This is a genomic window from Mycobacterium pinniadriaticum (assembly GCF_026242045.1).
GTDB lineage: Bacteria > Actinomycetota > Actinomycetes > Mycobacteriales > Mycobacteriaceae > Mycobacterium > Mycobacterium pinniadriaticum.
The window spans coordinates 1-6,269 of sequence record NZ_JAPJDO010000080.1; the positions used below are offsets into that span (position 1 = coordinate 1).

The 6,269-nt window shown below is 63.8% G+C and carries 5 protein-coding genes; 2 read left to right on the forward strand and 3 right to left on the reverse strand.

Features of this window, described 5'->3' with window-relative positions:
• Nucleotides 1-23 precede the first annotated feature (23 nt).
• Nucleotides 24-842, reverse strand: a complete 819-nt coding sequence (locus ORI27_RS32510; protein WP_266001357.1) for an ATP-binding protein — start codon at nucleotides 840-842, stop codon at nucleotides 24-26.
• Between the two features lies 1 nt (nucleotide 843).
• Complete coding sequence (gene istA / locus ORI27_RS32515; RefSeq protein WP_266001361.1) at nucleotides 844-2,466, reverse strand: IS21 family transposase; 1,623 nt, start codon at nucleotides 2,464-2,466, stop codon at nucleotides 844-846.
• A 408-nt stretch (nucleotides 2,467-2,874) separates the two neighbouring features.
• Here istA and ORI27_RS32520 point away from each other — a divergent pair, with 408 nt between their 5' ends.
• Both ORI27_RS32520 and ORI27_RS32525 read left to right on the forward strand, forming a co-directional pair.
• Nucleotides 2,875-3,111 carry a hypothetical protein gene (locus ORI27_RS32520; RefSeq protein WP_266001358.1) on the forward strand — a complete coding sequence of 79 codons (237 nt, stop codon included), beginning with the start codon at nucleotides 2,875-2,877 and terminating at the stop codon, nucleotides 3,109-3,111.
• Nucleotides 3,108-5,183, forward strand: coding sequence for a variant leucine-rich repeat-containing protein (locus tag ORI27_RS32525; RefSeq protein WP_266001360.1), 2,076 nt, complete (start codon nucleotides 3,108-3,110; stop codon nucleotides 5,181-5,183). Before ORI27_RS32520 ends, ORI27_RS32525 begins: the two co-directional genes overlap by 4 nt.
• 83 nt (nucleotides 5,184-5,266) lie before the next feature.
• Here the strand turns inward: ORI27_RS32525 and ORI27_RS32530 are convergent, their stop codons facing one another.
• Entirely contained in the window at nucleotides 5,267-6,001 is a 735-nt protein-coding gene (locus tag ORI27_RS32530; protein ID WP_407666521.1) for a response regulator, read from the reverse strand.
• Nucleotides 6,002-6,269: the final 268 nt, after the last annotated feature.

A 6,269-nucleotide genomic window follows, 5' to 3' on the forward strand; every position in this document is an offset into this window, starting at 1 on the left:
GCCGGCACAGCTCCGCCGACGGGTTATCGCCCGTCAACTACGAGATCAGGGAATCCAAGACCAAGCCGCAAGCGGCATAAGGAACCCTCCACGATCTCGGGGGAACCCCACGGTCCTTCGATGACGAGGGTGTGTGCGGTGGCGGTCAGCCGGTCGATCGCTGATTGGGCCAGCAGCGTGTCGGCGGTCATGGTCAGCCATTCGGCGGGTTCCCGGTTGGAGGTCACGATGGTGGTTTTGGCGCGGTGGCGTTCGACGATGATTTCGTAGAAGTCGCTGGTCTCGGTGGCATCGAGGGGTCTGAGCGCAAAGTCGTCGATGATGAGGACGTCGGTGGCGGCCAGTCGGCGGATTTCGGCGTCGACGGTGTTGTCCAGGCGGGCGGCGCGCAGCCTGGTGAACAGTTTGTCGGCACGACCGAACAGGACAGTGTGTCTGCGGCGAATGGCCATGTGTCCCAATGATGTTGCTAGGTGTGTCTTGCCTACTCCGACGGGCCCGAGGATGATTGCCGACTGTCCGGCGTCGAGGAATCGCAGGGAGGTCAGGTCGCCGAGCAGGGTGCGGTCATAGCGCAGGTCCGTTTGTGCGGTCCAGGTGTCGAAGCGCATGCTCGGGTCGAGTCCGGCTTTGGTCGCTCGTAGTGCGGCTGAACGGGATTCGCGTCGGGAGACCTCGTCGGCGAGTAGCGTTTCGAGGAATCCGATGTGGCTGAGTTTGTGTTGGCGGGCCAGGGCGGCGCGTTCGGGCAGGGTGTCGGCCAGGGCGCCGAGTTTGAGGGCTTTGAGCAGTCGGGTCAGGTCAGCGCCGACGGGGTCGGCGGGTGCACGGTGGGTGCTCATGTCAGCAGGTCTCCTCGGAATCGGTAACGGCCACTACGGTCAATGATGTGGGGGTGATGGTGAATTCGGATGGATCACGAGAGAATCGGGTGGCGGTTTGGCCGACTGCCTGTGGTAGTGCCGGGGTGGAGTTTTCGGTGGCGCGTTCGAGCATGGAGGCGATCTTGTTGACCGAGACGACGTCGAGGTCCAGCGATAGTGAACAGGCTTGTTCGACGCGGTCGGCGCCGTAGCGGCGCACCAGCCCTTGCAGTCGGTAGACGGTGCGCATCCGGGTCCAGGGCAGCGGGTCATCGAGGATGCGTTCGGCGTAGATCCCGATATTGGGCCCGTGTGCAGCACAGGTGGCGATCAACGCCGCCAGATCCCGCAACGCGTAACCGGCCTTGTGTTCGGGCAGATCCTCACGGTCGGTGCTGCGGCCACCGGGTGGTTGGCGGGGGTGGACTTTCACCAGCGTGCCGCGACGATAGAACTTGACCAGCTCACTGTCGGCGCGGACGTCCAGCGTGGTGCCGATCCACTGCTCGGGCAGCGAATACAGGGCTTTGGCGACCTCGGCGTGGAAGTCGCGGTGCACTTTGACCGCTTTGAACACCGGCATGTCATACAACCCCGCAGCTGCCAGCAGCCGGGGTTGTTCTTCGGCGGTGAACACTTCCAGGGGGCGTGCGCAGGTGGTGCCGTGGATACGGGTCCCGGCAGTATGCAGACACCAGGTGGTCGCGGCTTGCTGCGCCTGCTCAAGGCTGCTGAATGTTTCACCGTCCCAAAAGTTTCGGCGCACATACTGCACCACACGCTCCACCCGCGGCTTATCTTTCGGGGAGCGCACCCGGGCCGGGTCGGTGAGGAATCCGACATGGCCGGCGTAGTCGAGCCAGCCCGCGGTGAACTGCGGGTTGACCGCATCCGCGGCGGCGATCACCGGTTTCAGATTGTCCGGGATCAGCACCGCGAATACGCCCTCGAAGAATTCCCAGGCCGCCTGGCATCCGGCGATCACCGCCGTCAGGGTCTGTGAATAGGACAGCCAGACGAACATGTGCCGGGAGTAGACGGCGGTGAAGATCAACGCATGCACCTTGCGGCGCCGCCCGTCGCCGACATCGGTGAGCATTCCCAGGTAGCCGAAATCGATCTGGCATTCCACCCCTGGGTCACCATCAGCGACCCGCACCGTGGTGTCCTTGCGGCCGAAACCGCAACGCTCGCTGGCGAATCGGTTCAACGTCCGATACGGAACCACGCAGCCTTGGCGAGCCAGCAACGTCTCGATCTTGGTGATCGTTAGCGGCCGCTGCTCACCGTCGCCGGCCACCCACGCGCTGATCTGCTCCTCGAACCCCAGCAGTTGCTCCCAGGCCGCGCCGTGACCATCCGGGCGCACCGGACGCACCGCCTCGGCGACCATCCCGATCAACCCGTCATCGATGACGTCGGCATCGTCGTCTCGGCGCAGCCCGGCTGCCTGCGCGGCCTCCACGTAGCGCCGTACCGTCTTGCGGTCCAGGCCGCAATGCGCGGCGATCGTGCGGTACCCCGGCGCCGGCCGCCCCGCCACCCCCAGCCACACCCGCAGCACTTCCCTGATCTCGTTCACACTGACCTCCCGAAAAGCCATGCCCGCCGCCTCCGTGACTTGAGCCATCACGGCGATCGAACGGGCAAATGAAGAGACCACCGACGCAACGCGCCGGTGGTCCCATAACTGGCAATCCAGGTGGTCCCATCACCCTGGCAAAATCAGGTCACACTGGTCCCAAGCTCATGGCAAACGACACACTTGGCCGTTGCACGGCTAGGGTGTCTAATTCACATGCCCAGAAGCCTGTAGTTGGACCAACTCTCCCGGGAGCCGCAATCAATGGCCCAGAGCAGTGTCAGTCATGCATTGCGCGTCAATGAAACGGTGCTGACATCGAGGCGCCAGTCCATGCAAATGATTCGGGTTGTGCTGGGGCAGAAGCAGAATGGTCAAAACAATCGTGAAACCGATTGTGAAGGCCAGGGAAGTCCCGATCCTAGCGCCATGAAAGACGCACCAGGTTGTGCCGTCGAGCTCGGCTCCTCGTGGTGCGGATCCACGCACGACGGCACTCAGAAGCCGTCGGTGTTCTCGCCGCACCGGCCGGCCCGGACATCGAGCGGGCTGGCTCTGCCCACCGCTGAAGGCTGGCTGGCGCGGGCATGGCTAGCGGTGGACCCGCAACGTATCGCCATGCGCGCGACTCGCGGGTTCAGACCAACATCAGGGAGCAAGCGGTGAACTGGCTGATCTTCTTTCTCATAGTCATCATCTTCTCTGCAGCTGGATTCGCGTGGCTGTATTTTGCGGGCTGGCTCAATGACACCGTGTCCGAAGCGCTGGTCTGGCCGTTCGTCACCGCAGCCAATTTCGTGCTCGGCCGAAAATCGACGAAATCCGCGCGCCAAACCCACCAGTTCGTCACTACGGTGCCCGCCGGCCGGATTATTGATGCAGTGGTTCAACGCTGGGGCCCGCCGCGCTCCGCACCGCAAGGACCCGCCGAAACCTACGTCGCAGATATCTCCGCAGGATCGGTGACCCTGCGCAACGGAAACCACGTCAATCCCCACTTCGTGGGCGCCCACATCGAATTCGCGTCACAGAACCCGGCCGCTGGCACCATCTCGGTCATCGAAGGCGACAGCTTCGTCGATGAAGATGTTGACATTTATCTCAAGATGCGAGCCGACTTCACTGAGCTCGTTCGCTCCTTAGCGCCTGACAGCTTCATCGGTGAACGGAAAGCCGACCAGCCGGCCCAGTTCACGGGCACTTCACCTGCGTACCACCACCCTGCCCAACAACAGCCGCTCACATCGCCTCCCGGCTGGGCTCACCCACCGGCTGATCGCGACGCCGAACTGGCGCGACACCCACGTACAGAGCCCGGCGAGCTCCGTCGGCTCGCGCGAGACCGCCCCGACCTCTGGCCGTCTCTGGCTGCGCACCCCAACGCCGATGCCGAATTGCTCGCTTGGTTTCACAACGCGAACATCTCGAGCGCCTACCCTGTCAACCCAAACCCGCCCACGATCTACCCGCTCGACTCGCCGTGGAGCCGCGAAGTGTCGCTTCGCCCGGGAATGCCACCCCAGCCATCGCCGGCAGAACCGCAGTCGCCGATCGCCCCTCGGCAGCACATCGCCGAGCCCTACCCGCAGGACGCGCCGGTGATCTACCCTCCTCCACAGCACACACCGTCGCCGCCATACCGACCGCCATATAGCTGGGCGGCAACCCAGCAGCCGGGGTCGTGGACGTCACCACAACAGACGTGGCAGCCCCGGTCGGGACCAGGAACCTCGCCGCCGAGCCCTGGACGACCACCAACACACTCGCAGATGCGTTTTCCCTGGAAACTCGGGGCACTCATCACGGTTGTCGCGCTCACCGTGCTCGGCATCGGAGCGTGGGCCTTCACCTCACTCAAACCAAAGTCGGTGTACGGCCCGGTCGACTTCGCCGCCTGGGAAGTATTCGGCCCGGTTCAGGCCGACGTCGAGAGTGACGGCAGAGGAGTCCGGCTCAGCAGCTCTACCCATGATGAGATCGGAGCGGGGCTTCGGTATCCGGGCGTAGAAGTATGTGCCGCTCGGATCAGCGGCAGAGTTCGTCTAACGTCCTACGCAGAAGGGCAACGTGGTGGCTTCGCCATCGGAATCGGCACAGCCCCGATGTACGGCGATGGTCAGCGAAGGGCTCACTATTCAGCCGGCGTGGGCATCGACTTTGCGGAAAGCGTCTACAGGGTACCGCTTTTCGAGGATCCGGTCCCGGATGTCGCCGGCGGAGCGCTGGACGACCAGTGGCATGACGTCGCCCTGGAAGTTGACGCGGCGGGTCAACAGTCGTTCTCTGTCGACGGCCGCGAGATCTTCACGCATCAATTGACTACAGCTTGGTGTGGCGATCTCACTATCACCGTGTGGTCGGGCGCTGTGGATCTGCTCTACTTCCACGTGGACCCGGTTCCCGGCTCCGACGGGGGCTCTGTTCCGGGCGAAGGCTCGAGCGACGGGGACCCTCACTCCCTCGTCGGAATCTGGTCGTCATCAGACGGAACCGCTGACAAGACATTTGCCGACGACGGTCTGTGCGACGGCTTCTATTACAGCCACGGCGAGCCGCTGGACATCGGGGGGCCGATGTTCTGCCAGCTGTCGACCCAGCCCGACTCGGCAGGTCGCTACAAGCTGATCGTCAGCCAGTCGCCCAACCGGTCAACCTATCTGGTGGAATTTCACGGTGGCGACTCCGCGTCGGTGTACACGACCACTGGTAGCCTGCTCTACGAGTTGACTCGCTCCTGAAAGACTAAGGGCCAATAGCCTTTTGAACACCACGCCAGCTCCCGAAGATCGGGCCACCGCCGTTTCCCGACCCCGTACTGGGGTCAGAGGTCGTCGACGCTGACGATGCCGTCCTGGATGGCTCGTGCGACCAGTGCCGCTTTGGTGGGTGCGTCTCGGCCGGCGGCGGCATATTTGGCGCGGATTCGATGCAGATGGGTGCGCACGGTGGCCGGCGTGATGAACAGCTTTTTGGCGACGAGGTCTTTACTCTCGGTTTGAAACCACGCGGTAAGGACGTCGAGCTCACGTTGGCTCAACCGCGGCCTGTTGGTGCTGTCGTTGGCACTCATCGCGCCGGCCATGCGGGGTCCGATATGGGCCTGCTCGTCGGCCGCGGCGCGGATAGCGTCCAGGAGGTGATTCTTGCCTTCTGCTTTGGCGATGTACGTGACTGCTCCGAGATCGAGACATCGAAGGATGACTTCATCGTGGACCAAGTGGGAGTAGACGATCACGCGGTGCCCGCTGCTGCTGAGCTGTTCCACAGACGCGAAGTCGGGGTGGCGACTGGTGAGTTCGAGATCAAGAATGACCACATCGGGTGGCGCGGCCCCCGCTTGCTGGGCAGCCTCGAATTGCGCCGCCGAAGTGTAGTTGCCAATGGTCTGGATGGGGGGCGCGGCCTGCGCACACCAGGCCTCGATGCCGGCGTGGATCACGTCGTGATCGTCGATGATCGCGACGGTGATCGGCGACTCCATCAGCGCGCCGACCTCCCGTGATTGATGAGTAGCCATTTCGGCGAGGCGCAAGTATTTCACACGAGCGATCGCCATTCCGGCCGAGACCCGGGGCGGCCCCTCACGGCCTGGATGGCCGATTCAGCTCTGGCCGGCGCACGCCGCCGTCGGCGGTGTCGGGCACGATGATCGGTGGCGAATGACCAGCCAGACCGTGTCGTCGAGCGTGAACACCTCGAGGGACGGGTCAAGGTCTGATATGGGGTGCATTTTGTCAAGGGGCAGGGTGAAGCGGCGGGCCGGTAGCCGTCGCTAGAGGCCCGCCGCTTCGATGTACCGGATGAGCCCGGCATGAGTGTCGAGC